The sequence below is a fragment of the Paraburkholderia denitrificans genome, from assembly GCF_042655705.1.
Lineage (GTDB): Bacteria > Pseudomonadota > Gammaproteobacteria > Burkholderiales > Burkholderiaceae > Paraburkholderia > Paraburkholderia denitrificans.
On record NZ_JBHSMP010000013.1, the window covers coordinates 304,643 to 329,252 of the forward strand.

Consider the following 24,610-nt stretch of genomic DNA (forward strand, 5'->3'; position numbering starts at 1 on the left):
CGCGCCGCCGTTCTTTCCTCCTTCTTCCTCCCTCAGCCCGACTTCGAGCGCACATGAGTCACTCCCTTCGCGTCATCTTCGCCGGCACGCCGGAATTCGCCGCCGCGGCGCTCGCAGCGATCCACGAAGCGGGCTTCGCCGTGCCGCTCGTGTTGACCCAGCCCGACCGCCCGGCCGGGCGCGGGATGAAGCTGCAGGCGAGCCCGGTCAAGCGCTACGCGCAGGATCACGGCCTCGCGGTTGCACAGCCCACTTCGCTGCGGCGCGCGGGCAAGTATCCGGAAGAGGCTGCCGCCGCACTGGACCTGCTGCACGCGACGCCGCACGACGTCATGGTGGTCGCCGCGTACGGGCTGATCCTGCCGCAGGAAGTGCTGGATATTGCGCCGCACGGCTGCATCAACATCCACGCCTCGCTCTTGCCGCGCTGGCGCGGCGCCGCGCCGATCCACCGCGCGATCGAAGCGGGCGACGCCGAAACCGGCATCACGCTCATGCAGATGGACGCGGGCCTCGACACCGGCGCGATGATCTCTGAGGCGCGCACGCCGATCACCCCCACCGACACGACCGCAACACTGCACGACCGGCTTGCGCAACAGGGCGCGAAGCTGATCGTCGAGGCGCTCGTGGGGCTGGAGCGCAGCGGCAATCTGCCGGCTACGCCGCAGCCGGCAGAGGGCGCGAACTACGCCGCAAAGATCGGCAAGCAAGAAGCCGCGCTCGACTGGCGGCGTCCGGCCGACGCGCTCGTGCGCCAGATCCGTGCGTTTGACCCGTTTCCCGGCGGCGCCGCGACGCTGGACGGTGCGCAGGTGAAGCTATGGGCCGCCGAACCGGCCGATGGCGCCCGGGTTCCCGCCGGCGCCGCGCCGGGCCAGATCCTCGACGTCACGCCCGCTGGCGTGGTCGTGGCGTGCGGCGAAGGCGCGTTGCGCGTGACGCAACTGCAGAAACCTGGCGGCAAGCGCCTTCCCGCGCGCGAATTTCTGGCGGGTATGCCGCTCGTCGCGGGACAGCGCTTTCAACTGCCGCATACGTCCGATACGTCCGATACACCCAACACGCCTGCAGTCTGAGCGACGAAGCACTGGCGCGCCAGTCGTCCATTCGGCCAGGTGCCGCGCATGATCCGATGCGCGTTAGAATCGGTCCAGCCTGATTCGTATTTCCTGAGGACGCCATGTTCGGCATTACCCACTTTGGCTTTTTCTGCGTCGCCGTCTTTTTGCTCAACGTGACGCCTGGCCCGGATACCGCTTACATCGTCGGCCGCAGCGTCGCGCAAGGGCGCAGCGCCGGGCTCGTCTCGGCGCTCGGCATTTCCGCCGGGTGCTGCGTGCATTCGCTCGCATGCGCGTTCGGCCTGACCGCGCTGCTTGCCGCGTCGGCTACCGCGTTCACCGTCGTCAAGTTCGTCGGCGCGGTGTATCTCGTCTATCTCGGTGTGCGGCTGATTTTCACGAAGGCCGCGCCCGCGTCTGTCGAAGCCGATGCCGCGCCGCGCGCGAGCGCGCCGCGTCCGCTGCGCCAGCTCTTTCTGCAGGGCTTCTGGACCAACGTCCTCAACCCCAAGGTGGTGCTGTTCTTCGTTTCGTTCTTCCCCCAGTTCGTGACCGCCACCAGTTCGCACAAGGCGCTCGCGTTTCTCGCGCTCGGCGTCGTGTTCGTGTTGATGAGCACGGTCTGGAACAGCTTTGTCGCCTGGATCGCGGGCAGCGTCACGCGGCGCTTCTCCGGCAAGCCGGGCGTGAAGCGGTGGCTGGACCGCACGGTCGGCTCGGCGTTCGTCGGACTTGGCGTGAAGCTCGCCACCGCTTCCCGGTAACGTTGAATTTTTCGCATCCACCCATAAATTACAAATCGCATACAATGCGTTCGCTGCCGGCGTGCGGCGCGCGTTAAACGATTTGATTCCCGTTTTGGGTGAAGGAGCACAGCAATGTTCAACTGGGTCAAAACCGCGATGTTGATGGCTGCGATTACGGCCCTCTTTATCGCGATCGGTGGGATGGTCGGCGGTCAACGAGGGATGATGTTCGCGTTCGTCGTGGCGCTCGGCATGAACTTCTTCTCGTACTGGTTCTCGGACAAGATGGTCCTGCGCATGTACAACGCGCAGGAAGTGGACGAGACCACGGCGCCGCAGTTCTACCGCATGGTTCGGGATCTTTCCACGCGCGCCGGGCTGCCGATGCCGCGCGTCTACCTGATCAACGAAAACGCGCCGAACGCATTTGCCACAGGTCGCAATCCGGAGCATGCGGCGGTCGCGGCGACCACCGGCATCCTGCGCGTGCTCTCCGAGCGCGAGATGCGCGGCGTGATGGCGCACGAACTCGCGCACGTGAAGCATCGCGACATCCTCATTTCAACGATTTCCGCCACGATGGCCGGTGCGATTTCGGCGCTTGCGAACTTTGCGATGTTCTTCGGCGGCCGCGACGAAAACGGCCGCCCGGCGAATCCGGTCGCGAGCATCGCCGTGGCGCTCCTCGCGCCTATCGCGGGCGCGCTGATCCAGATGGCGATTTCGCGTGCGCGCGAATTCGAGGCCGACCGCGGCGGCGCGCAAATTTCGGGCGATCCGCAGGCGCTCGCGTCCGCGCTCGACAAGATCCATCGCTACGCGCAGGGCGTCCCGTTCGCGGCGGCGGAGGAGCATCCCGCAACCGCGCAGATGATGATCATGAATCCGCTCTCGGGCGGCGCTGTCGCGAACCTGTTTTCGACGCACCCGCCCACCGAGGAGCGCATCCGCAGATTGATGGACATGGCGGCAGGCAAGACCTGACAGAAATCCGCTGCTCCGAAAAACGCCTCTCCGGAGGTGTTTTTTTTGCCTTTCGCACGCCGCAGGCGTGCAGCGCGCGTTCAGGCGCGGGCGGCCCGTGCCGGGCCGCATCCACGGGCGTAGCGCTCACGCCACGCTACAATGCGTCGTTTGTGCCGCGCGTCTTTCGCGGCCTGCTTCCGGTTTTTCCATGACATCCAGCTCGTCCCGGCGGTCCGCCGCCCCGTCCCGCAACCCACGTCCTGGCGCTCAGGCACACAAGCCTCGTGCCGCGACCGGCCGTCAGGCCGTGCATCTGGCACCTGATTCGCTCGGCTTCGCGCTCGATCAGGCCGCGCAGGCCGTCGGCGCGGTGCGCGCGGGCGCGGCGCTGCCCGCGGCACTCACGAGCGTGTTCGCCGCCTTGCCCGCCGATTCGGCGACGCTCGCGCGCGGGGCCGTGCAGGACATCGCCTACCGGACGATGCGGCGTCTGGGCCTTGTAGACTGGCTCTTGCGGCAGCGTGTGAGCAAGGCGCCGCCGCAGCCGGTCGCGAACCTGATGGCGTGCGCGCTGGCGCTGCTCGTCGACGACGCAGCGAAGGCGGCCTACGCGCCGTTTACGGTCGTCGACCAGGCGGTTCGCACGGTGGGCGCGCACCGCGAAATGGCTTTCGCGAAGGGGCTCGTCAACGCCGTGCTGCGCGGTTTTCTGCGCGAACGCGAGGCATTGCTGGCTGCGGCGCGCGCCGACGAGGTCGCGCACTGGAACTATCCGCAATGGTGGATCGATGCGACGCGCGCTGCGTGGCCGGGCGAATGGCAGGCCATTCTCGCCGCAGGCAACACGCACGGCCCGCTCACGCTGCGCGTGAACGCGCGCCGCACGACCGTCACCGATTACCTCGTGCGCCTTCAGGCGGCGAACATCGACGCCGTGCAGATCGGCGACCATGCCGTGCGCCTTGCCGCGCCGCTGCCGGTCGATCGCATTCCGGGCTTCATGGCGGGCGACGTTTCGGTGCAGGACGCGGGCGCGCAAGTCGCGGCGCAACGCATGGGCGTGCGCGACGGCATGCGTGTGCTCGACGCCTGCGCGGCGCCGGGCGGCAAGAGCGGCCATCTGCTCGAACTGGCCGACATCGATCTGATCGCGCTCGAAAGCGACGCCGCGCGCGCTGCGCGCATCGGGGAAAATTTCGAGCGGCTCGGTTTCGCCCAGGACGATCCCGCGCACCCGCTGCGGCGTGCGCAGGTCGTGATCGGCGATGCGGGCGAGACCGCCGCCTGGTACGACGGCCAGCCCTTCGACCGCATTCTGGCCGACGTGCCGTGTTCGGCGTCGGGCATCGTCCGGCGTCACCCCGATATCCGCTGGTTGCGTCGCCAGGGCGACATCGCGGCGCTCGCCAGGGAGCAGCGGCGCATCGTCGCGGCGCTGTGGCCGCTCCTGAAGCCGGGCGGCGAATTGCTCTACGTGACCTGCTCGATCTTCCCCGAGGAAGGCGAAGCCGCGGCGCGCTGGTTTGAAAGCAGCTACCCGGATGCGGTACGATTGGACGCGCCGGGGCAACTGTTGCCGACGGCCGGGCATGCGCCGTCCGGGGAGGCTGACGGTGAGGTTGACAACGGTGCAGCCAACAAGGCGCAGCCTGACGCGGCCGGAAACGATGCGGATAACGCCGACGTTCCCCGCCGCACCGCCGATCACGACGGATTCTTCTACGCGCGCTTTCAGAAACGGTGATCATTAAACGCTTCTTCCCGCTGCGGCTCGCGGCTCTGATCTGGTTCGTGCTGGCCGCCGGCTTTATCGCCGCGACGCCGGCGCGCGCCGATTCGATTTCGGTGCAGCGCGCGTCGCTGCAGGCTGACGGCAACGGCTGGAACCTCGACGCCCGTTTCAACTTCGACCTGAACAGCAGTCTGGAAGACGCGGTCAACAAAGGCATTCCGCTCTACTTCACGACCGATTTCGAACTCTCTCGCGCGCGCTGGTACTGGTTCGACGAGAGGCCCGTGAGCGTGTCGCAGAGCATCCGGCTGTCGTTCCAGCCGCTCACGCGCGAATACCGCGTCTCGACCGGCGGCCTGCAGCTCGGCTTTCCGACGCTCGCCGAGGCGCTCGCCGTCGTCAAGCATGTGACCTCGTGGCATGTGTTCGACCGCAGCGACGTGAGCGCGGACGAAACCTACACGGCTTCGGTGCGCATGCAGCTCGACGTGGCGCTCATGCCCAAGCCGTTCCAGATCGACGCGGTCAACAACCGCGACTGGAATCTCGCCTCCGACTGGAAGCGCTTTAACTTCACGGTGACCGAACGTGCTAGGTAAAGTGCGCCGCGCCACCAGCGTCAGCAGCATTGTCCTCAGGCTGCTCGTATCCACCGTCGCGTTCACCGCGACGCTGCTGCTCGTGCTGCTCGCCGCCGCGAGCGCGAACACCGAATTCTTCGATCGCTATTACGGCTGGCTCTACGCGGCCAACTTCGTCGTCGCGCTGATTTTCATGTCGGTGGTGACGGCGCTCGTGATTGTGATCGTCGTGCGCCTGAGGCGCGGCAAATTCGGCACACGGCTGCTCGCGAAGCTCGCGTTCTTCTTCGCGCTCGTCGGCGTCGTGCCGGGCGGCATCATCTACATCGTTTCGTATCAGTTCGTGTCGCGCTCCATTGAATCGTGGTTCGACGTGAACGTCGAAACCGCGCTCACCGCGGGCCTGAACCTCGGGCGCGGCATGCTCGATGCGTCGCTCTCCGATCTGCAGACCAAGGCGCGTCTCATGGCCGAGCAGATCGCGAGCGCCGACTCCACGGGCACGACGCTCACGCTTTTGCGCACGCGCGACCAGTTCGGCGTGCAGGATGCGACGATCGTCACGCCGGTGGTGCGCAGCATGTCGGGCGCGGCGCCGGACCTGCGGGTCGTCGCGCAGGCGTCGAGCAACCTGTCGTCGCTGGTGCCCGCCGGCCTGCCCACGCAGTTCATGATCGAGCGGGCGCGCGAGGGCGGCTACGCGGCGATCGAAGGCGAAGTGGACGGCGATCCGCAAGATCACGGTTCGAAGGGCCCGCTGCGGCTGCGCGTCGTGACGCGCATTCCCGACGCGAACACCACGGACCTGCAGCCCACCGAACGCTTCCTGCAACTCGAACAGCCGGTGCCCGCCGCGCTCGCGCGCAACGCCGACGCCGTGCAGCGCGCGTATCGCGAGTACCAGGAGAAGGCGCTCGGGCGCACGGGCTTGCGCAAGATGTACATCGGCACGCTGACGCTCGCGCTCTTTCTCGCCACGTTCGTCGCGATGATGCTCGCGCTCGCGCTCGGCAACCAGCTTGCGCGGCCGCTGTTCCTGCTCGCCCAGGGCACGAAGGAAGTGACCGAGGGCGACTACACGCCGAAGCGCGAAATCAAGTCGCGCGACGAACTGGGCTTCCTCACGCAGTCGTTCAACGCGATGACGCGCCAGCTATCGGAAGCGCGCGCGGCCGTCGAGAAGAACCGCGTCGCGCTCGAACATTCGAAGGCGTACCTCGAAAGCATTCTCGCGAACCTCACGGCGGGCGTGTTCGTGTTCGACCGCCAGTTCCGGCTGACCACGGCGAATCCGGGCGCGGAGCGCATCTTCCGCCAGCCGTTCGAGACGCAACTGGGCGTGCAGCTCGAACACATCGGCGTGCTGGCCGAATTCGGCGCCATGGCGCGCAAGGCGTTCGCCGATCAGGAAGCCGCGAGCAGCGACGGCGAACAGGCGCGCGGCCACTGGCAGCAGCAGTTCTCCGTGCCGATTCCCGGCGAAACCGATCCGCTCACGCTGCTCGTGCGCGGCGCGCGCCTCGTTGCGGGCACGGGAACGGGGACGGGCGCCGAGGCGGGCAACCCGCAGACGGCGGGCTATGTGGTCGTGTTCGACGACATCTCGGACGTGATCTCGGCGCAGCGCTCGGTCGCGTGGGGCGAAGTCGCGCGGCGTCTCGCGCACGAGATCAAGAACCCGCTCACGCCGATCCAGCTGTCGGCGGAACGCCTGCAGATGAAGCTCTCCGACAAGCTCTCGCCGACCGATGCCGACGTGCTCAAGCGCGGCGCGACGACGATCGTGAACCAGGTCGCGGCGATGAAGCAGATGGTCGACGATTTCCGCGACTATGCGCGCACGCCGCCGGCGGTGCTGTCGAGCCTTCAGCTCAACGATCTGGTGAGCGAAGTGCTGACGCTCTACGGCGTGGAGGAGGGCAAGAGCGCGCTGAAGGTGGAGTTGTCGGCGCTGCCGGTGATCCGCGGCGACGCGACGCAATTGCGCCAGGTGATCCACAACCTGTTGCAGAATGCGCAGGACGCGGTCGCCGACACGCCGAACCCGCATGTGACGCTCGAAACGCGGGCCGTAGAATACGGGGATCCGGACGCGGACGGCCGCTCGCGCGTCGCCGTGCGCCTCACGATATCGGACAACGGACCGGGATTCCCGGCGCGCATCCTCACACGCGCGTTCGAACCCTATGTGACGACCAAAGCCAAGGGGACCGGACTCGGGCTTGCGATGGTCAAGAAGATCGTCGATGAGCACGGCGCGCGCATCGACATCCGCAACCGCATGAAGACGGGCGATGTGATCGAAGGCGCGCAGATCTCGATTCTCTTTCTCCAGCTGGCAGACGACGCCGCGACGCCGGAATCCGGCGAGCGGCGCTCGCGTGCCGCAGCCGGGCAGGGAACAAAAGCAACAGTGCAGACAAGGGCAGCGTAAATGGCAACCATCCTGGTGGTAGACGATGAAATGGGGATCCGGGAACTGCTCTCGGAGATCCTGAGCGACGAGGGACACGTCGTGGAGCTGGCGGAGAACGCGCAGGAGGCGCGCGAATTCCGCCTGCGCCAGGTGCCTGACCTGGTCCTGCTCGATATCTGGATGCCGGACACCGATGGCGTCACGCTGCTCAAGGAGTGGGCGGCGCAGATGCTCCTGACGATGCCGGTCATCATGATGTCCGGGCACGCGACGATCGACACCGCCGTCGAGGCGACGAAGATCGGCGCGCTGAATTTCCTCGAGAAGCCGATCGCGCTGCAAAAACTGCTGAAGGCCGTCGAGCAGGGACTCGCGCGCGGCACGGCGGCGCCCGTGCTCGCGCAGGCGGGCGGCAAGCCCGCGGCGGGCGGCACGGCGGCGGTGGCCTCGGCGGCGGCGCTGCCGATGCTCGTGGCCGATGGCGTGCAGGGCGTGGCGCCTGCCGCGCAGATGGCGTCGATTTCGTTCGACATCCCGCTGCGCGACGCGCGCGACGCCTTCGAGCGCGCCTACTTCGAATACCACCTCGCGCGCGAGAACGGCAGCATGACGCGCGTGGCGGAAAAAACCGGGCTCGAGCGCACGCACCTGTATCGCAAGCTCAAGCAGCTCGGCGTGGATCTCGGCAAGAGCAAAGGCGAATGAACTTCATCGGCCAGTTTTGAGAAGGGCTTGCGTTGGGCTGCGAGCCTCGCTATAATCTGCGTTCTTCGTTGGCCCGGTAGCTCAGTTGGTAGAGCAGCGGATTGAAAATCCGCGTGTCGATGGTTCGATTCCGTCCCAGGCCACCAGAATTGCAGCCCCAGGAGATCGCACGATTCCTGGGGCTTTTTCGTTGTTCTGCTGTTCTGTCGCGCCGATGCGGCAGCCAGCCAGCCGTATGCGCCGGGCGCCGATCCTCCCGCGAAGGGCCTGGGCCTATACTGCATTAGCTGCATGAGCCGGCACCGCATGAACCGGTACGGCCCCGGGCTACCTGCGGCACGGCGGCGGCGTTCGCGACGCTGTGCGGGAACCTCACACACGGAGTTTCACGGTGACTCGAACAGACGCCAAGACCGGCGCACTCGTGCTGTTTTCCGGCGGCCAGGACTCGGCCACGTGCCTCGCCTGGGCGCTCGACCGCTACGACACTGTCGAGACGCTCGGCTTCGATTACGGCCAGCGCCATCGCGTGGAACTGGCGTGCCGCGAGGGCTTTCGCTCGGCGATTGCGCGTGCGTTCCCCGCGTGGGCCGGACGTCTGGGCGAAGATCACATGGTCGACCTCTCGGTGCTCGGTTCGATCAGCGACACCGCCATGACGCGCGAGATCGAGATCGAAACTGCCGCGAGCGGCCTGCCGAACACGTTCGTGCCGGGCCGCAACCTGATGTTCATGACGATCGCCGCGGCGATTGCCTATCGGCGCGGGCTCAAGGTGCTGGTCGGCGGCATGTGCGAAACCGATTTTTCGGGCTATCCCGACTGCCGCGACGACACCATGAAGGCGCTGCAGGTCGCACTGAACCTCGGCATGGACAGCCGCTTCGTGCTCGAAACGCCGCTGATGTGGCTCGACAAGGCCGACACCTGGCGTCTTGCCGAGCAACTGGGCGGCAAGGAACTCGTGGAGCTGGTGCGCGTCGAGACACATACGTGCTATCTCGGCGAGCGCGCCGAACTGAACGCATGGGGCTTCGGCTGCGGCGAATGCCCGGCCTGCAAGCTGCGCAAGCGCGGTTACGAAGCGTATCTCGCGGGCGAGAAGGTTACCGAAGCGCCGCTTTGAGGCCCCCGGCGTATGCAGGCAGACTCGGAAGCAGACTCGGGCAGCCGACTCAACCCGATCCAGGATCAGGCAGCAGCATGACTTACGCGGTAAAGGAAATTTTCTACACATTGCAGGGCGAAGGCGCGAATGCCGGGCGCCCGGCCGTGTTTTGCCGGTTCGCCGGCTGCAACCTGTGGTCGGGCCGTGAAGAGGACCGGGCCACTGCCGTGTGCCGGTTCTGCGATACGGACTTCGTCGGCACCGATGGCGAGAACGGCGGCAAGTACCCGCTCGCCGAAGAACTGGCTGCGAAAATCGCGTCGCTGTGGCCCGAGGGCGAAGGCAACCGCTTCGTCGTGTGCACGGGAGGTGAGCCGATGCTGCAGATCGACCAGCCGTTCGTCGACGCGCTGCATGCCGCGGGCTTCGAAATGGCCATCGAAACGAACGGTTCGCTGCCGGTGCTCGATTCGATCGACTGGGTGTGCGTGAGCCCGAAGGCCGATGCGCCGCTCGTCGTCACGAAGGGCAACGAGCTGAAGGTCGTGGTGCCGCAGGACAACCAGCGCCTCGCCGACTATGCAAAGCTCGACTTCGAGTATTTTCTCGTGCAGCCGATGGACGGCCCGTCGCGCGACCTGAACACGAAACTGGCCATCGACTGGTGCAAGCGCCATCCGCAGTGGCGCCTCTCGATGCAGACTCACAAGTACCTGAACATTCCCTGACGCGCCGTGCTGACGATCACCCGAAAACTCGAATTCGATGCGGGCCACCGCATCCCCGACCACCGCAGCCAGTGCCGCAACCTGCACGGCCATCGCTATGTGCTCGAAGTCACGCTGCAGGGCGACACGGTCGAGGCCGAAGGCGCGCCCGACCGCGGCATGGTGATGGATTTCGCGGACGTGAAGGCGCTCGCGAACCAGCATCTCGTCGACCGCTGGGATCACGCGTTTCTCGTCTATGAAGGCGACACGCAGGTGCGCGGGTTCCTCGACACGCTGCCGGGCCACAAGACCGTCGTGGTCGACCGCATTCCGACCGTCGAGAATCTCGCGGCGCTTGCGTTCGAGATCCTCGCGAACGTCTACGACGCCCACTACGGCGTGAACCTCCAGCTCCATAAAGTGCGTCTCTACGAGACGCCGAACTGCTGGGCTGAAGTCGTCCGCGACTAAGTCCGCCGCCAGGTCCACTGCCAGGTCCACCACCAAGCCGCGCGCACGCGCAGCCCGCTTCCAGGCAGCATGCTCCCGCGCGCGCCGTCACCGGCGCGCGCACGCCCTTCCCCGTGTCTGTCGATGCCTCGCCGCACCGGGTTTTCCGCCCGATGGCGGTGTTTATTGTCGCTGTATCATCATTGCAGCAAGGCCGCGCACCTTCCGCGCGGACGGACAACATAAACATAGCGAGACATGCCGGTTGCGGCGCCGCCGGGCCACACGCCCGGACACGATGCGCGCGGCTCGCGGCCTCGCCGGGAGCACGGCGATGAGCACCTTCACCAATCCCCTGAAAGAACGTTTGAGAGAGGCCGGGCCGCTCTACGGCCTGTGGCTGTCGATGGGCAGCGAAACCGCCGCCGAGGCGCTCGCGCACGCCGGATTCGACTGGCTGCTGATCGACATGGAGCACGCGCCCAACGACAGCGCGGATACGGTCGCCCAGCTGCGCGCGATTGCCGCCGCCCATCTGCCGACCGAGCCGGTCGTGCGCCTGCCCACCAGCGAGCCGTGGCTCGTCAAACGCGTGCTCGACGCGGGTGCGCGCACCGTGATGTTTCCCAACATCGGCACCGCCGAGGAAGCCGCGCATGCCGTGAGCCTCACGCAGTATCCGGACGACCGCACGCCCGATGGACGGCGCGGCGTGGCGGGCGTCGTGCGCGCGGCTGCGTACGGCATGCGGCGCGACTACCTGCACGGCGCGAATGCGCAGATCGCGTGCATCGTCCAGATCGAATCGGCGCAGGCGCTGGGTGAGGTGGAGAAGATCGCGGCGACGCTGGGCGTCGATTGCCTGTTCGCCGGTCCCGCCGATCTGGCCGCGAGCCTTGGCCATCTGGGCGACTCGAAGCATCCCGATGTCAACGCGGCGATGCTGCGCATCGTCACTGCGGCGCGGAACGCGGGCGTGGCCTCGGGCATCTTCGCGATGGATGCGGCGCAGGCGAAGCAGTACCGCGACATGGGCTTCAGCTTCATTGCGCTTGCCGCCGATGTGATCTGGCTTGTGCGCGCGACGCGGCAGGCGCTCCAGGAGGCGAGATCATGAGGCGCAATATAGGGGCGACTGCGGGAACGACGGCGGGGAAGGCTGCGAGGACGGCGGCGCGCGCGGCAGCCGGGCTTTTTGCCGCGGCTGTTGCGGCGGCGTGCTTTGCAGCCGGACCCTCAGTCGGACCCGCGGCCGGACCCGCCATCGGCGCGGCCGGTGCGACGGGCGCGGGTGCGCAGTCGGATCCGCAGACGGCCAATGCCGTCGCCGATTACAACGCGGGCAACCTGAGCGCCGCGCTGACCGAGTTTCGCGCGGCGGCTGAGCGCGGCAACCGTCTCGCGGAATTCGACTACGCGATGATGCTGCTGAACGGCGAAGGCGGCGCGACGGACGTCGGCGAGGGCCGCCGGTGGCTGCGCAAGGCCGCCGACGCGAACATGTCGCATGCCCAGTACGTCTACGGGAAGATGTACGACGACGGCGACTTCGTCGAACGCGATCCGGCGCAGGCGCACCCATGGTTCCTGAAGGCGGCGAAGCAGGGCCACGTGCAGGCCGAGCTTGCGCTGGCGAACCAGTACCTCGACGGACGCGGCACGACGCGCAACAACAAGCAGGCGTTCTACTGGTACAAGAAGGCGGCTGAAGGCGGCGACATGACGGCGCAATACGTGACCGGCTCGTTCTACGAGCACGGCGGCGACGGCGTGCCGAAAAACCTCAACGTCGCGCGCGCGTACTACGCGGCGGCGGCGGCGCAGGGCGACCGGGTAGCGTTGCTCAAGTACCGGCAGTTGAGTTCGCAGTTGATGAAGTCTGCGCCTGGCGCGACGCCGCAGTAGTCAAAACACCGGCAACGCACCGGCAAAGCAGAGCAAAAGCGCGGCGCGCCGCCGCGAACACCCGGCGCGCCGTGTTTCGCCCAAGCTAGCTCTGCATGAGCCGCTTCTGGCGGCCGACGCTCATGATCAGTCCGATCGCGATGCCGAGCGTCGTGAGCGCGGTTCCGCCGTAGCTCATGAACGGCAGCGGCACGCCCACCACGGGCAGGATGCCGCTCACCATCCCGATGTTCACGAACGCGTAGGTGAAGAAGGCCATCGTCAGCGATCCGGCCAATAATCGCCCGAACAGCGTGGCGCCATTCGCGGCGATATAGAGCCCGCGCGCGATCAGGCACATATAGAGCGTGAGCAGCACGAGTCCGCCCGCCATGCCGAATTCCTCGGAGAACACCGCGAAAATGAAGTCGGTGTGCTTTTCGGGGATGAACTCGAGGTGCGACTGCGTGCCCTTCAGCCAGCCCTTGCCGAGCGGCCCGCCCGAGCCGATCGCGATCACGGCCTGAATGGTGTGGAAGCCCTTGCCGAGCGGATCGGATGTCGGGTCGAGCAGCGTGCAGATGCGGTGCTTCTGATAGTCGTGCAGGAGCGGCCAGTTCACCTGCGGCTGGCAGATCTTGTCCTGAAAGACGGCAATCGATGCGACGGCGATCACGCACGCGATCAGCACCGGCACGATCAGCTTGAACGACAGCCCCGCGAAGTAGATCACGAAGAAGCCGGCCGCGAACACGAGCACGGCGGTGCCGAGGTCGGGCTGCTTGGCGATCAGGCCGACCGGCACGAGCAGGATGATGAAGCCGACGAGAAAGTCGTACCAGCGCGTCACGCCTTCGCGGCGCTGGTAATACCAGGCGAGCATGAGCGGCGTGGCGATCTTGAGGATTTCCGATGGCTGGATCACGACGCCCACGTTGATCCAGCGCTTCGCGCCCTTGCGCGTGAGGCCGAACATCGCCACCGCTATCAGCAGCGCGATGCCGAATGTGTACATGGGCACGGCGAAGCGCATCAGCGTCGTGGGCGGCACGTTCGCGAGCACCCACATCACGACGAAGGTCAGCATGATGTTGCGCAGCTGGTCCTCGACGCGGCCCGGTACGTCGAGGCTCGCGCTGTACAGCGTCACGATGCCCACGCACAGCAGCAGGAACACGGTGAGCGCCAGCGGCCGGTCGAAGCCGATGAACATCTTGCGGATCGTGTCGAACACCGCGCGCTTGTCGATCTTGTCGAACTGGAACATGGGCATGGCGGATTCCTTACTCGTCGATGCCGGCTGCGGGGGACGGCTGCGCCGGCTGGCCGTCGTTGCGCGAGGGCGCGAGGGCGGCCGTGTCCGGCGCGCTCGCGGGGCGCGACGGGCGGCGGTGCGGCTCGCCCCGGCGCGGCGCGGATGCGGCCCCCAAAGCGGCACCCGAAGCCGCGCTGGCGGGCGCTGCCGCCGCTGCCGCCGCTGCCGCAGCAGCCGACGCAGCAGCCGACGCGGCAGCCGCAGCCGAAGCCGCGCCGGGAACCGGCAGCGGCTTGAACCCGGCGGCGACCTTCACCGGCTGGGTATCGGAGGTTTCCTGCGGCGCGCCGATCACGGGCTCGGACGCATCCTGCGCGGCGGACGCCGCTGCGGCCACCGCGGCTTGCAGGACGCCCGGCTTCTGGCGGTCGAGGAGGTAGTAATCGAGCACGCGGCGCGCGATCGGGCCTGCGGCCTGCGCGCCCCAGCCGCCGTTCTCGACGATCAGCGCAACCGCGATCTTCGGCTTGTCGGCCGGCGCGAACGCGATGAAGAGCGCGTGGTCGCGCAGATGCTCGGCGAGGGCATGCGCCTGATATTTCGCGCCCTGCAGCGAGAACACCTGCGCCGTGCCGGTCTTGCCCGCTGACGTGTACGGCGCGTTCGCGAAGATCTGGTACGCGGTGCCCGACGGGTTCATCGTCACGCCTTCCATGCCGCGCTTCACGACGTCGATGTCCGCTTGCGACACGTTCAGGCGAGCGCTTTCGTGCGGCACCGTGAGGTGCACTTCGCGCGTGATCGGATTCTCGATTTCCTTCACGAGGTGCGGCTTCATGACGATGCCGTTGTCGGCGAGCGTCGCGGTCGCGTGCGCGATCTGCAGGATCGTGAACGAGTTGTAGCCCTGGCCGATGCCGAGGCTGACCGTCTCGCCCTCGTACCAGCGCTGCTGCTCGGGCTTGCGGTAGGCCTTGCGCTTCCACTCGGTCGACGGCAGGATGCCGCGCGCCTCGCCCGCGATATCGATGCCCGTGATCTGGCCAAAGCCGAGCGGCTTCATGAAGTTGGCGATGTTGTCGACGCCGAGATCGTGCGCGAGCATGAAGAAGTAGGTGTCGTTCGACACCATGATCGCGCGGTTCATGTCGATCCAGCCCTGGCCGGATCGCACGTCGTTGTTGAAGCGGTGGCCACCGAACATGTAGTAGCCCGGATCCTGGAAGCCCCATTCCGGCGTGCGCTTGTGCAGCGTGAGCGCCGCGAGCGCCATGAACGGCTTGTAGGTCGAGCCGGGCGGATAGGTGCCGTGCAGCGGCCGGTTGAGCAGCGGGTGATCGGGCGAGTTGTTGAGCTCGTCCCAGGTCTGCTGGTCGATGCCGTCGACAAACGCGTTTGGATCGAAGCTCGGCGCGGAAACGAACGCGAGGATGTCGCCGGTCGCCGGCTCGATTGCCACGAGCGCGCCGCGCCGGCCCGCGAACGACTGCTCGGCGATCTGCTGCAGGCCGATGTCGATCGACAGCCGCAGGTTGTTGCCCGGCGTCGACTGGGTGCGCGAGAGCGTGCGCACGGGGCGCCCGCCCGCCGTGACTTCGACTTCCTCGAAACCGGTCAGTCCGTGCAGTTCGGTTTCGTAGCTCTGCTCGACACCGATCTTGCCGATGTAGTCGGTGCCCTTGTAGTTGTTCGCGTCGCGGCGCGGATCGTAGTGCTCGGGATCGCTGTTGTTCTGGTCGCTGGCGTCGTCGATGCGCTCCTGGTCGCGCTGCGAGATGCGGCCGATATAGCCGATCACGTGCGCGGCCGTCTGGCCGAGCGGGTACTGGCGGAACAGGCGCGCGCGCACTTCCACGCCGGGGAAGCGGAAGCGCTGCGCGGTGAAGCGCGCGACTTCGTCGTCGGTGAGGCGGGTGCGGATCGGCAGGCTCTCGAAGTTCTTCGAGTCTTCAAGCAGCTTCTTGAAGCGGCGGCGGTCGCGCGGGTCGATCGGAATCACCGTCGAGAGCTGGTCGATCGTGTTGTCGAGCGTGTCGGTCAGCTTCGAGGGCGTGATTTCGAGCGTGTAGGCCGAGTAGTTCCTGGCGAGCACGACGCCGTTGCGGTCGGTGATGATGCCGCGGTTCGGCACGATCGGCGCGACGGAGATGCGGTTTTCGTCGGCCTGCAGCGAATATTTGCTGTGGTTCCAGACCTGCAGCCAGAGGAAACGGGTCGCGATCAGCCCGAAGCAGACGAACACGAACAGTCCCGCCGCGCCAACGCGCAGGCGGAACTTCAGAATCTGTCTCTGGGTGTCCTTGAATTCGGTCATGCGATGGGTCCGGCCCGCGTGCGCCGCTCAGATGGGCCGCGTGTCGTCGGGATCGACGGGGCGGCGCTGCGGCAGGAGGAGCACGATGCTCGCAACGGGCCACAGCACGGCGGCGACGAAACCGCTCAAGAGGTAATCCCAGCCGGGAAACGATGCGCCCATCAAGAGGCGGATCACGAACGGCACGACCTGCGTGCCGACCAGCATCGGCATCACGGCGAAAACCTGCACGCCGAGCGACATCCACAGGACGCGGCGGTGAATCGTGATCGCGCCGTACGACAGCAGCGTGTACGCGAGCGCGTGTTCGCCGAGCAGGCTGGCGTTATGCACGTCCATCATGAGGCCGAGGCAGAACGCGAGGCCCATGCCGACCTTGCGCGGCTGGTGGATGTTCCAGAACAGCAGCACGAGCGCGACGAAGTCGGGCACGCCCGGCAGTTTGCCCCACGGCAGCAGGTTCAGCAGGAACGCGGCGGCGAGGCTGAACGCGATGAAGTACGGGTTGACCGGCTGCAGGATGTATTGCGGACGCGGCATCACGGATGCTCCGGCGCGGCGGCGGGCGCCACGCTGTGCTGCGCGGAACGGGCCGTTGGTTTGGCCGCCGGTGCGGCCTGGGTTGCTGCCGGGGCTGGCGCGGCCGTTGCCGCGGCGGCGGGCTGTGCCTTGCCGTCTGCTGCCTTCTCCGCTGCCTTCCTGTCGGCGGCTTTCTTCGCTTCGGCCTTCTTTTTCGCGTCCTTCGGGTCGACGGGCTCGGTCTCGGCGGGACGCGGCGGATCCTGAGAAACATAGTGCAGCACGAGCACCTGGCGCGCGCCGCGCACGGTGGCGATCGGCACGCAGACCACGCGCGCGAACGCGGTGTCGGCCTGGCGGTCCACACGCAGCACCTTCGCGACCGGCAGTCCTTGCGGATATACGCCGTCGAGGCCGCTCGTCACGAGTTCGTCACCGATCTGCACGTCGGCGCTGATCGGCACGAAACGCAGGTCGAGCAGCGCACCCTGCGCGGTGCCGTAAATCACGCTGCGCAGGCCCGTGCGCACGATTTCGACCGGGACGGCCTGGTCCTTGTCCGTGAGCAGCGTGACTTCGGACTGCATCGCGAATACACGCGTGACCTGGCCGACCACGCCGTCCTCGTTCACCACGGGCGAGCCGGTCTGGATGTTCTGCTGCGAGCCGCGCCCGATCACGACCTTCTGCGTGAACGGGTCGCGCGTGTCGTACTGGATTTCGGCGGGAGTCGACTGCGCGCCGATGCGCTGCGACAACTGCAGCACCGCGCGCAGGTGCGCGTTTTCGGCGCTGAGCGCGGTGGCGACATTGGCTTCCTGCGAAAGCTGGAGATTGCGCGCGTGGAGTTGCGCGTTCTCGGTGCGCAGCGTGGCGCCCGTCACCGCGAGATCGGCGGCGCCCATGATGAGATCGCGCGGCACGAGCGCCGCGCGTTGCAACGGGTAGAGGCCTGCCCCGAGCACGCCGCGCACGACTTCGAGCGTCTTGAAGCGGGCGTCGGAGACCAGCAGGGCCAGCGACAGCGCGACAAAGAGGATGAGCCGCGCAAGTGCCGAAGGGCCTTGCTTGAACAGAGGCGGCGGACTGTATTCCATGGTCGGCGCCGGGGGCGTGTGCGGATGGATGAACCGGTGGCGCTACGAGGGGCGCCTGTTAGCGGGCGACGAGGCAGCAACCAGGCAGCGAACTGGCTGCCTCTCCAGGATCTGCGGGATGTGCGGAATGTGCCGCGCCGCTCGCATGGGATACGTGTGCTTACTCGTACGAGAAGATGCTGCCGAGCTTGTCCATGCGCTCGAGCGCCATGCCCGACCCGCGCACGACGCAGGTGAGCGGATCTTCGGCGACGAGCACGGGCAGGCCGGTTTCTTCTGCGAGCAGGCGGTCGAGGTCGCGCAGCAGCGCGCCGCCGCCCGTGAGCATCATGCCGCGCTCGGCGATGTCGGCGCCGAGTTCCGGCGGCGTCTGCTCAAGCGCGATTTTCACGGACGAGACGATCTGGTTCAGCGGATCGGTCAGCGCTTCGAGGATTTCGTTGCTGGAGATCGTGAAGCTGCGCGGGATGCCTTCCGAAAGATTGCGGCCCTTCACTTCCATTTCCTTGACTTCGGAGCCAGGGAAGGCGGAACCGATTTCCTTTTTGATGGCTTCGGCGGTTTGCTCGCCGATCAGCATGCCGTAGTTGCGGCGGATGTAGTTGACGATGGCCTCGTCGAACTTGTCGCCGCCCACGCGCACCGAGCCCTTGTAGACGATGCCGCCGAGCGAGATCACGCCGACTTCGGTCGTGCCGCCGCCGATGTCGACGACCATCGAGCCCGTGGCTTCCGAAACCGGCAGGCCGGCGCCGATTGCGGCGGCCATCGGCTCTTCGATGAGGTAGACCTGCGAGGCGCCCGCGCCGTGCGCGGCTTCCTTGATCGCGCGGCGCTCGACCTGGGTCGAGCCGCACGGCACGCAGATGATGATGCGCGGCGACGGCGAGAACATGCGCGATTCGTGAGCCGACTTGATGAACTGCTTGATCATCTGCTCGGTGACGGTGAAGTCGGCGATCACGCCGTCCTTCATCGGGCGGATCGCCTCGATGTTGCCCGGTACCTTGCCGAGCATCTGCTTGGCTTCCTTGCCGACGGCCTGAATGGTCTTCTTTCCGTTCGGGCCGCCTTCCTGGCGGATCGACACGACGGACGGCTCGTCGAGGACGATGCCCTTGCCCCGCATGTAGATCAGCGTGTTGGCGGTGCCGAGGTCGATCGCGAGGTCGTTTGAGAAATAGCTACGCAGAAAACCGAACATTCAAAAATCCTGTCTCGCTTGTGGCCGACCTTCCAGACGGGCGGGTCAAGGACGGCAGCGGAAAAAATAACAGCCCCAGGCCGGGCGCGAAGCGCGCCGCGAGGAACCTGACACTGCGGGAATGATTACCGGGGGCAAACCGGTGGCGTCTTGAGTCTGCCGCGAGCCTGCCCCTTGCATGCCCCGTAGCCCCTTCGTGCCTTTATGTGCCTTTGCGCGCCTGCTGCGCACCTTTCGCGTGCCGTTTGCGCACCGGTTTGCGTGCGCTGTGTGCCTGCGCATGTATGTCAGCGCTTCGCCAGTACTTTGGCTGCGAAGTGTTGCACAGGCGCTGCCGAAGTGCTGTGATCGGCGACCAAAGACAGACGAAAGGCAGATGCAAGGCTATCCGGGTTTGGGTCGAACGCGTAATGATACCTTATAATTTTGCGTGTTTTGCAGGATCCGAAAGGTAGTTTTTGACGACGTCGAAGCTTTCCTCCAGAGCCGGATCCGGCGCGATAAATCGCTGTTGCAGCACTGTTTTTTCGAACCTGGCGCAACGGCTGGAGCTACAGCCCATTTTTTCCGGTGACCGCATGGCCCTGACCCTCAACGATGTGAAGCGAATCGCGCATCTCGCGCGTCTCGAACTGGCCGACGCCGAAGCCGGCAATACGCTCGAACGCCTGAACAACTTCTTCGGCCTCGTCGAGCAGATGCAGGCCGTCGACACCACCGGCATCGCGCCGCTCGCGCATCCGATCGAGCAGATCGAGGACGTCGCGCTGCGTCTGCGCGAGGATGCCGTGACCGAAACCGTCGACCGCGACGCGTTTCAGCGCCCGGCGCCCGCGGTACAGGACGGCCTCTATCTCGTGCCGCGCGTGATCGAATAAGCCTCGGGCACACGGTTTTCCCGTCGCGGGCGCATGAAAGTGCCGCGACGGCTCCCCGATCTCACGGGGCGCGGCCTGCCGGCTGGGCACGAAGCCCCGTATGACGGCGCACGCAGGAAGCGTCGCCGCCACGTTCTTCCAGGAACCTCGCAATGCATGAAAAAAGCTTGACCGAACTGCGCGCCTCGCTGGCTGCCAGGGAATACTCGGCAGTCGAGCTGGCGCAGCATTATCTGGCGCGAATCGACCGGTATAAGGCGCTGAACGCGTTCGTCGACGTCAATCCGGAGCTGACGCTCGCCCAGGCGAAGGCCGCCGACGCGCGCCTCGCCGCCGGCGAAACCGGCGCGCTGCTCGGCCTGCCGCTCGCGCACAAGGACGTGTTCGTCACGCGCGGCTGGCGCTCGACGGCCGGCTCGAAGATGCTCGAAAACTACGTGAGCCCGTTCGATGCCACCGTCGTCGCGCGGCTCGAACGCGCGGGCATGGTGTGCGTCGGCAAGACCAACATGGACGAATTCGCGATGGGCTCGTCCAACGAGAACTCGCACTTCGGCGCCGTGAAGAACCCATGGGACGAGCGGGCAGTGCCGGGCGGCTCGTCGGGCGGCTCGGCCGCGGCCGTGGCGGCGCGCCTCGCGCCCGCCGCGACCGGCACGGACACGGGCGGCTCGATCCGCCAGCCCGCGTCGTTCTCGGGCGTCACGGGCATCAAGCCGACTTACGGCCGCGTGTCGCGCTACGGCATGATCGCGTTTGCCTCGTCGCTCGACCAGGGCGGCCCGTTCGCGCACAGCGCCGCCGACTGCGGCCTGCTGCTCAACGCGATGGCGGGCTTCGACGAGCGCGACTCGACGAGCCTGCAGCGTGACGACGAGGACTACACGCGCCATCTCGGCGCGCGCTGGAGCGCCGACGCATCCGCCGACAAGCCGCTCGCGGGCCTGCGCATCGGCCTGCCGAAGGAATACTTCGGCGCGGGTCTCGCCGACGACGTCCGCGCGGCCATCGACGCCGCGCTCAAGGTCTACGAATCGCTCGGCGCCACGCTCGTCGAGGTGTCGCTGCCGAAGACCGAACTGTCGATCCCCGTCTACTACGTCATCGCCCCCGCCGAAGCCTCGTCGAACCTCTCGCGTTTCGACGGCGTGCGCTACGGCCATCGCGCGGCCGACTACCGCGATCTGCTCGACATGTACAAGAAGTCGCGGGCCGAGGGCTTCGGCCCGGAAGTGAAGCGCCGCATTCTGGTCGGCACCTACGTGCTCTCGCACGGCTACTACGACGCGTACTACCTGCAGGCGCAGAAGATCCGCCGCATCATCGCGCAGGACTTCCAGGAAGCGTTCAGGCAGTGCGACGTCATCATGGGCCCGGTCGCGCCGAGCGTGGCGTGGGACCTCGGCGCGAAGGGCGACGATCCGCTGCAGATGTACCTCGCGGACATCTACACGCTCTCCACGAGCCTTGCGGGCCTGCCCGGCATGAGCGTGCCGTGCGGCTTCGGCGCGGGAGCGAATGCGCAGCGTCCGGTCGGTCTGCAGATCGTCGGCAACTATTTCAACGAGGCCCGCATGCTGCAGGTCGCCGACGCTTTCCAGCGCGCGACCGACTGGCATCGCAAGGCTCCGGCAGGGGTGTGAACATGGCAACACAATGGGAAGTCGTTATCGGTCTTGAGACGCACGCGCAGTTGTCGACGGCGTCGAAGATTTTCTCGGGTGCTTCGACGCAGTTCGGCGCCGATGCCAACACGCAGGCCTGCCCCGTCGATCTCGCGCTGCCGGGCGTGCTGCCGGTGATGAACCGCGGCGCCGTCGAGCGCGCGATCCGCTTCGGTCTCGCGATCGGCGCAACGGTCGCGCCGCGCAGCATCTTCGCGCGCAAGAACTACTTCTATCCGGATCTGCCGAAGGGCTATCAGATCAGCCAGTACGAGATTCCGGTCGTGCAGGGCGGGCAGGTCACGATCCAGGTGCCGGCCAACGAGAAGACCGGCAAGGAAGCCTACGAGAAAACCGTCAATCTCACGCGCGCCCACCTCGAAGAGGACGCGGGCAAGTCGCTGCACGAAGACTTCGCGGGCATGACGGGCATCGACCTGAACCGTGCGGGCACGCCGCTGCTCGAAATCGTCACCGAGCCGGAAATGCGCAGCGCCGCCGAAGCCGTGGCCTATGCGAAGTCGCTGCATAGCCTCGTCATGTGGCTCGGCATCTGCGACGGCAACATGCAGGAAGGCTCGTTCCGCTGCGATGCGAACGTCTCCGTGCGTCCGGTCGGCCAGCAGGAATTCGGCACGCGCGCCGAAATCAAGAATCTGAACTCGTTCCGCTTCCTCGAAGAAGCGATCCAGTACGAAGTGCGCCGCCAGATCGAACTGATCGAGGACGGCGGCACCGTCGTGCAGGAAACGCGCCTCTACGACCCGGACAAGCGCGAGACGCGCTCAATGCGCAGCAAGGAAGACGCGCACGATTACCGCTACTTCCCCGATCCCGATCTGATGCCGCTCGTGATCGATGCAGCGTGGATCGAGCGCGTGAAGGGCGCGATGCCCGAACTGCCCGCGGCGATGCAGACGCGCTTCGTCGAGCAGTACAGCGTCACGCCGTACGACGCGGGCGTGCTCACGGCGGCCAAGTCGATGGCGGTGTACTTCGAGGCCGTGGTCGCGACGACCGGCGCCGCCCAGGCGAAGGTTGCCGCGAACTGGCTGATGGGCGAAGTGTCGTCGCAGTTGAATCGCGAAGGCCTCGATATCGACGCGTCGCCGGTTTCGGCTGCGCAACTCGGGCTGTTGCTGCAACGCATTGCCGACGGCACGATCTCGAACAAGATCGCGAAGGAAGTGTTCCTCGCGATGTGGGAAGAGAAGGCCGAGGGCGCCGACGCTGCCGATCGCATCATCGATGCAAAGGGCCTCAAGCAGATTTCGGACACCGGCGCGCTCGAAGCGATCATCGACGAAGTGCTCGCCGCGAACCAGAAGTCGGTCGAGGAATTCCGCGCGGGCAAGGAGAAGGCGTTCAACGCGCTGATCGGCCAGGCGATGAAGGCAACCAGGGGTAAGGCGAATCCGCAGCAGGTGAACGAGCTGCTGAAGAAAAAGCTATCCTGAGCGCTGACCGGCAATGGCCACCGCAGGGCGGCGTCGCGCAAGCCGCGCGACGCCGCCCTGCCGTTTGATGCGCCGCCGGAGTATGCGCGTTGGGACCGGAGTGAGCGCTTTGGAACAAGAGGAGAACCCCGCATGACGAAGCCCCCGAGTCTCGATGACTACCGCGTGCCGTACTTCAGCGACAAGCGGGCGGCGAAATTCTCCCTCGACGCGCTCGATCCGTCGGCCAAGCCGTTCAGCACGGGAACCAAGGAAGGCGACCGCGACCGCCTGTCCGTGGTCAGCGAGCGCATCGACGTGCAGCAGGAGCGCTTGCACGCGCAACGGTATGAGCGCGTGCTGCTCGTGTTGCAGGGCATGGATACGAGCGGCAAGGACGGCACGATCCGCGGCGTCTTTCACGAGGTCGATCCGCTCGGCCTGCGCATCGTGCCGTTTCGCGCGCCGAACGCCATCGAGGCGGCGCACGATTTTCTCTGGCGCGTGCACCGGCAAGTGCCCGCGGCGGGCGAGCTGACGATCTTCAACCGCAGCCACTACGAAGACGTGCTCGTACCGCGCGTGATGGGCCAGATCGACGCGACCGAGTGGGAGCGCCGCTATCGCCAGATCCGCGAGTTCGAGGCGATGCTCACGGAAACCGGCACGACCATCATCAAGTGCCTGCTGCACATCTCCAAAGACGAGCAGAAGGGGCGCATTCAGGCGCGCATCGACGACCCGACCAAGCACTGGAAGTTCGACCTCTCCGACCTCGAAGCGCGCAAGAGCTGGGGCGCCTATCAGGCAGCCTATCGCGATGCGCTCGCGGCCACGTCCACGGAGTACGCGCCGTGGTACGTGATTCCGGCGAATTCGAAGTCGCATCGCAACGTGATGGTGGCCGAGCTGCTGCTGCGCGTGCTCGAAGGTCTCAAGCTCGAATTCCCGCCCGCCAAGGAAGAACTGAAGGGCGTCCAGGTCGACTAGCTCCACAAGCGATAACACGCCTCGCGCAGCGGCACAGAGCGGGCGCAAACCACAAGGAAACAAGACATGTTGCGTGTGATCACCGCGAACCTCAACGGCATTCGTTCGGCGGCGAAGAAGGGCTTCTTCGAGTGGTTCGGAGAGCAGAGGGCCGACGTGCTCTGCGTGCAGGAAATCAAATGCTCGCAGGACGACATGACGCCCGAATTTCTCGCGCCGCACGATTTCACCGGCTATTTCCAGCACGCGGTGAAGAAGGGCTACAGCGGCGCGGGCCTCTACACGCGCCACGAACCGGACGAGGTGATCATCGGCTTCGGCAGCGACGAGTTCGATCCCGAAGGACGCTACGTCGAGGCGCGCTTCGGCAAGCTGTCGATCGTGTCGGTGTATGTGCCCTCGGGTTCGAGCGGCGATGAGCGCCAGGCCGCGAAATACCGCTTCATGGACGCGTTCATGCCGCATCTCGCCGAACTCGCGCGCGAGCGCGAAGTGATCGTGTGCGGCGACGTGAACATCGTCCACAAGGAAATCGACATCAAGAACTGGAAGGGCAACCAGAAGAACTCGGGCTGCCTGCCCGAGGAGCGCGCGTGGCTCACGAAGCTCTTCGACGAAGTCGGTTATGTCGACGTGTTCCGCACGCTCGATTCGCGGCCCGAGCAGTACACCTGGTGGAGCAACCGCGGCCAGGCGTACGCGAAGAACGTGGGGTGGCGCATCGACTACGAGATCGCCACGTCCGGCATCGCGGCGACCGCGAAGCGCACGTCGATTTTCAGGGACATCAAGTTCAGCGACCACGCGCCGCTCACCATCGACTACGACTACAAGGTCGGGCGCTGACCGCCGGTGCGTGACATCGGGTGATGTTGGGTGAGATTGGGTGAC

Annotated in this window: 22 protein-coding genes and 1 tRNA gene; 18 read left to right on the forward strand and 5 right to left on the reverse strand. The window is 66.4% G+C overall.

The window, feature by feature from the left end:
- Positions 1-53: 53 nt before the first annotated feature.
- The 13 genes from fmt to ACFPTO_RS10930 all read left to right on the forward strand — a co-directional run bounded on the left by fmt (position 54) and on the right by ACFPTO_RS10930 (position 12,383).
- On the forward strand, positions 54-1,079 hold the full coding sequence (gene fmt / locus ACFPTO_RS10870) for a methionyl-tRNA formyltransferase (protein WP_377711373.1): 1,026 nt from the start codon (positions 54-56) through the stop codon (positions 1,077-1,079).
- 104 nt (positions 1,080-1,183) lie between these two features.
- Complete coding sequence (locus tag ACFPTO_RS10875; RefSeq protein ID WP_377711374.1) at positions 1,184-1,828, forward strand: LysE family translocator; 645 nt, start codon at positions 1,184-1,186, stop codon at positions 1,826-1,828.
- Positions 1,829-1,942: 114 nt separating this feature from the next.
- Complete coding sequence (gene htpX / locus ACFPTO_RS10880; RefSeq protein WP_377711375.1) at positions 1,943-2,794, forward strand: zinc metalloprotease HtpX; 852 nt, start codon at positions 1,943-1,945, stop codon at positions 2,792-2,794.
- 190 nt (positions 2,795-2,984) lie between these two features.
- Positions 2,985-4,520 carry a 16S rRNA (cytosine(967)-C(5))-methyltransferase RsmB gene (gene rsmB, locus ACFPTO_RS10885; protein ID WP_377711376.1) on the forward strand — a complete coding sequence of 512 codons (1,536 nt, stop codon included), beginning with the start codon at positions 2,985-2,987 and terminating at the stop codon, positions 4,518-4,520.
- On the forward strand, positions 4,517-5,107 hold the full coding sequence (locus ACFPTO_RS10890; protein ID WP_377711377.1) for a DUF4390 domain-containing protein: 591 nt from the start codon (positions 4,517-4,519) through the stop codon (positions 5,105-5,107). The genes rsmB and ACFPTO_RS10890 overlap by 4 nt, the downstream gene beginning before the upstream one ends.
- Positions 5,097-7,523 (forward strand): sensor histidine kinase, encoded by a 2,427-nt coding sequence (locus ACFPTO_RS10895; protein ID WP_377711378.1) that lies wholly within the window; start codon positions 5,097-5,099, stop codon positions 7,521-7,523. Before ACFPTO_RS10890 ends, ACFPTO_RS10895 begins: the two co-directional genes overlap by 11 nt.
- A complete protein-coding gene (gene esaR, locus ACFPTO_RS10900) occupies positions 7,524-8,210 on the forward strand; it encodes a response regulator transcription factor EsaR (protein ID WP_377711379.1) in 687 nt (228 codons plus the stop codon). It begins immediately after the preceding gene.
- A 70-nt stretch (positions 8,211-8,280) separates the two neighbouring features.
- Positions 8,281-8,356: transfer RNA gene (locus ACFPTO_RS10905), tRNA-Phe, on the forward strand.
- A 245-nt stretch (positions 8,357-8,601) separates the two neighbouring features.
- The gene (gene queC / locus ACFPTO_RS10910) at positions 8,602-9,336 is read left to right on the forward strand and encodes a 7-cyano-7-deazaguanine synthase QueC (protein WP_377711380.1); all 735 of its coding nucleotides are present in this window, start codon (positions 8,602-8,604) and stop codon (positions 9,334-9,336) included.
- A gap of 77 nt (positions 9,337-9,413) precedes the next feature.
- Positions 9,414-10,046 (forward strand): 7-carboxy-7-deazaguanine synthase, encoded by a 633-nt coding sequence (gene queE / locus ACFPTO_RS10915; RefSeq protein ID WP_377711381.1) that lies wholly within the window; start codon positions 9,414-9,416, stop codon positions 10,044-10,046.
- A 9-nt stretch (positions 10,047-10,055) separates the two neighbouring features.
- Entirely contained in the window at positions 10,056-10,499 is a 444-nt protein-coding gene (queD, locus tag ACFPTO_RS10920) for a 6-carboxytetrahydropterin synthase QueD (RefSeq protein WP_377711719.1), read from the forward strand.
- Positions 10,500-10,812: 313 nt separating this feature from the next.
- Positions 10,813-11,595 (forward strand): HpcH/HpaI aldolase family protein, encoded by a 783-nt coding sequence (locus ACFPTO_RS10925; RefSeq protein WP_377711382.1) that lies wholly within the window; start codon positions 10,813-10,815, stop codon positions 11,593-11,595.
- On the forward strand, positions 11,592-12,383 hold the full coding sequence (locus ACFPTO_RS10930) for a tetratricopeptide repeat protein (RefSeq protein WP_377711383.1): 792 nt from the start codon (positions 11,592-11,594) through the stop codon (positions 12,381-12,383). Before ACFPTO_RS10925 ends, ACFPTO_RS10930 begins: the two co-directional genes overlap by 4 nt.
- 85 nt (positions 12,384-12,468) lie before the next feature.
- On the opposite strand, the gene rodA is transcribed toward ACFPTO_RS10930, so the two are convergent.
- From rodA to ACFPTO_RS10955, 5 genes are all read right to left on the reverse strand, one after another.
- Positions 12,469-13,629 carry a rod shape-determining protein RodA gene (gene rodA, locus ACFPTO_RS10935; RefSeq protein ID WP_377711720.1) on the reverse strand — a complete coding sequence of 387 codons (1,161 nt, stop codon included), beginning with the start codon at positions 13,627-13,629 and terminating at the stop codon, positions 12,469-12,471.
- Between the two features lie 16 nt (positions 13,630-13,645).
- Positions 13,646-15,931, reverse strand: coding sequence for a penicillin-binding protein 2 (gene mrdA, locus ACFPTO_RS10940; RefSeq protein ID WP_377711384.1), 2,286 nt, complete (start codon positions 15,929-15,931; stop codon positions 13,646-13,648).
- A 27-nt stretch (positions 15,932-15,958) separates the two neighbouring features.
- A complete protein-coding gene (gene mreD, locus ACFPTO_RS10945) occupies positions 15,959-16,471 on the reverse strand; it encodes a rod shape-determining protein MreD (protein WP_377711385.1) in 513 nt (170 codons plus the stop codon).
- Entirely contained in the window at positions 16,471-17,547 is a 1,077-nt protein-coding gene (mreC, locus tag ACFPTO_RS10950) for a rod shape-determining protein MreC (protein ID WP_377711386.1), read from the reverse strand. The genes mreD and mreC overlap by 1 nt, the downstream gene beginning before the upstream one ends.
- 160 nt (positions 17,548-17,707) lie before the next feature.
- Positions 17,708-18,751 carry a rod shape-determining protein gene (locus ACFPTO_RS10955; RefSeq protein WP_124152902.1) on the reverse strand — a complete coding sequence of 348 codons (1,044 nt, stop codon included), beginning with the start codon at positions 18,749-18,751 and terminating at the stop codon, positions 17,708-17,710.
- Positions 18,752-19,329: 578 nt separating this feature from the next.
- On the opposite strand from ACFPTO_RS10955, the gene gatC reads away from it, so the two are divergent.
- The 5 genes from gatC to ACFPTO_RS10980 all read left to right on the forward strand — a co-directional run bounded on the left by gatC (position 19,330) and on the right by ACFPTO_RS10980 (position 24,565).
- Complete coding sequence (gene gatC / locus ACFPTO_RS10960; protein ID WP_293037765.1) at positions 19,330-19,629, forward strand: Asp-tRNA(Asn)/Glu-tRNA(Gln) amidotransferase subunit GatC; 300 nt, start codon at positions 19,330-19,332, stop codon at positions 19,627-19,629.
- Positions 19,630-19,781: 152 nt separating this feature from the next.
- Positions 19,782-21,272, forward strand: coding sequence for an Asp-tRNA(Asn)/Glu-tRNA(Gln) amidotransferase subunit GatA (gene gatA, locus ACFPTO_RS10965; protein WP_377711387.1), 1,491 nt, complete (start codon positions 19,782-19,784; stop codon positions 21,270-21,272).
- Between the two features lie 2 nt (positions 21,273-21,274).
- Positions 21,275-22,750, forward strand: a complete 1,476-nt coding sequence (gene gatB / locus ACFPTO_RS10970) for an Asp-tRNA(Asn)/Glu-tRNA(Gln) amidotransferase subunit GatB (protein ID WP_377711388.1) — start codon at positions 21,275-21,277, stop codon at positions 22,748-22,750.
- A 132-nt stretch (positions 22,751-22,882) separates the two neighbouring features.
- Positions 22,883-23,719, forward strand: a complete 837-nt coding sequence (locus tag ACFPTO_RS10975) for a PPK2 family polyphosphate kinase (RefSeq protein ID WP_377711389.1) — start codon at positions 22,883-22,885, stop codon at positions 23,717-23,719.
- Between the two features lie 66 nt (positions 23,720-23,785).
- Positions 23,786-24,565, forward strand: a complete 780-nt coding sequence (locus ACFPTO_RS10980) for an exodeoxyribonuclease III (RefSeq protein WP_377711390.1) — start codon at positions 23,786-23,788, stop codon at positions 24,563-24,565.
- Positions 24,566-24,610 lie beyond the last annotated feature (45 nt).